A 1,704-nucleotide genomic window follows, 5' to 3' on the forward strand; every position below is an offset into this window, starting at 1 on the left:
AACGTGAGTTCGATGGTTAAAATATTGTATTTCAATTAGTTATAATAAGAATTGGAGTAAAAATGAGAAATTTATGAATTCCCGTCCATAAACCTCAAAAATCACCCCAATTCTTATGCAATATAATGAAAATAAGCTAATTGAAATCTTTGTGAGATGCGATGATTTCTGTCAATTATTTGATAATTGGTTAGCAAAAAGGGGGGTACCTGCAAACCAAAACCAACCCTTAAGTACCTTAAGTGATAGTGAAATTTTGACACTTATTATATTCTATCATTATTCAGGATATAAATGCTTTCAGTACTATTATCAAGATTTAGTAAGGAATGTTTTAGTGAAAGATTTCCCTAAAATACCTTCATATAATCGTTTTATTGAATTAATTCCCTATCAGACTCTGAGATTACAAATGTTCTTAAAATACCTTTCTTTGTTTTCTATTAGGACGGGTAATTATTTTATTGATAGTAAGAAAATGCCCGTTTGTGATAATAGACGAATTCATTCAAATAAAGTCTTTGTAGGGTTTGCTGGTCGTGGAAAATCTTCTACTGGTTGGTTCTATGGACTAAAAACCCACCTGATAATCAATGAATTAGGTCAAATTATTAATTTCGCCCTTACACCAGCCAATATCTCTGATAATGATGACAGACTTATGAATTATATGTTTGATGGTCTAAAAGGACAATGCTTTGGTGATAAAGGATATCTAACTAAACTCTTTGAACAATACTATCTCAGAGGGCTTTTATTGATTACTAAAGTCAGAAAAAATATGAAAAATAAACTGATGAAAATAAAAGACAAAATCAACCTAAAAAAACGGGCTTTGATAGAATCTGTCAATGACATTCTAATGACTGTTTTTGACATAGATCATACCAGACATAGAAATCCTATCAATGCTATGGCTCATACTTTTGGTGGACTAATTGCATATTGCTTTTATGAGACTAAACCAGCTACTTTCATCATTAAATAAACATCGAATTCACGTTAATCTATTGTTTAAGAGGCTGTCTTCTATGTTGAAAAACAAGCTTCGAGTTGATTTTTTTTGGTTTATTTAAATAATAGGCAATAGTTGTTATTGTTCTGTTGGAATGTGGGTAAGCTGCAAGCTTATCCATATTTCAACAGAACTTTTTTTAACTATAAACCAATCTTCTATGAGTGAACATCTCCAATGGAGAGTCACAAGTTAGCTATTATGTTATATAGGTGTGGGACGCAAACTCAAAATAGTGAACACTCTTTATTAGAGGTCACAGACGGCCTCAAGCGTTACCCCACCTGATAATGGTTTAATAGATATATGTTCTCTACAGACCCTGATTGATTCGATAGGGTTCTTTATTCTTTAGTACAAATCGAATTCTGTTCAGTAATTTTCTGGCTACCTTGACGATAGCTTTATTAGGTTCCATCTTTTTGATGGCAGCCTTATAAGCCAATAACAAGGAGGCATCATATCTGATACACATCCAACTGACCTCCACAAGGATATATTTCAAATATACATTCCCTCTTTTAGTAATTCTTCCCACTCTTTTGGTTTCTCCACTGTCATGACTATTAGGAATCAGTCCTACATAAGCTGACAGTTCTTTTATACTCACAAAACGGTTTATATCTGCTATTTCAGTTAAGAGAATCATACTTGTCAAGGTACCTATTCCTGGAATAGTCTTCAGAAGT

General features: G+C 32.6%; 2 protein-coding genes. One reads left to right on the top strand and one right to left on the bottom strand.

Annotated features, from left to right (window positions below):
- The first annotated feature begins 115 nt into the window (after window positions 1-115).
- Window positions 116-988, top strand: coding sequence for an IS982 family transposase (locus tag EWM59_RS27360; RefSeq protein WP_229239262.1), 873 nt, complete (start codon window positions 116-118; stop codon window positions 986-988).
- A gap of 340 nt (window positions 989-1,328) precedes the next feature.
- Here the strand turns inward: EWM59_RS27360 and EWM59_RS27365 are convergent.
- The coding region (locus EWM59_RS27365; protein ID WP_130024359.1) for a transposase at window positions 1,329-1,704 on the bottom strand (376 nt) is incomplete at its 5' end.

This window comes from Emticicia agri, from assembly GCF_004168285.1.
In the GTDB taxonomy this organism is placed as follows: domain Bacteria; phylum Bacteroidota; class Bacteroidia; order Cytophagales; family Spirosomataceae; genus Emticicia; species Emticicia agri.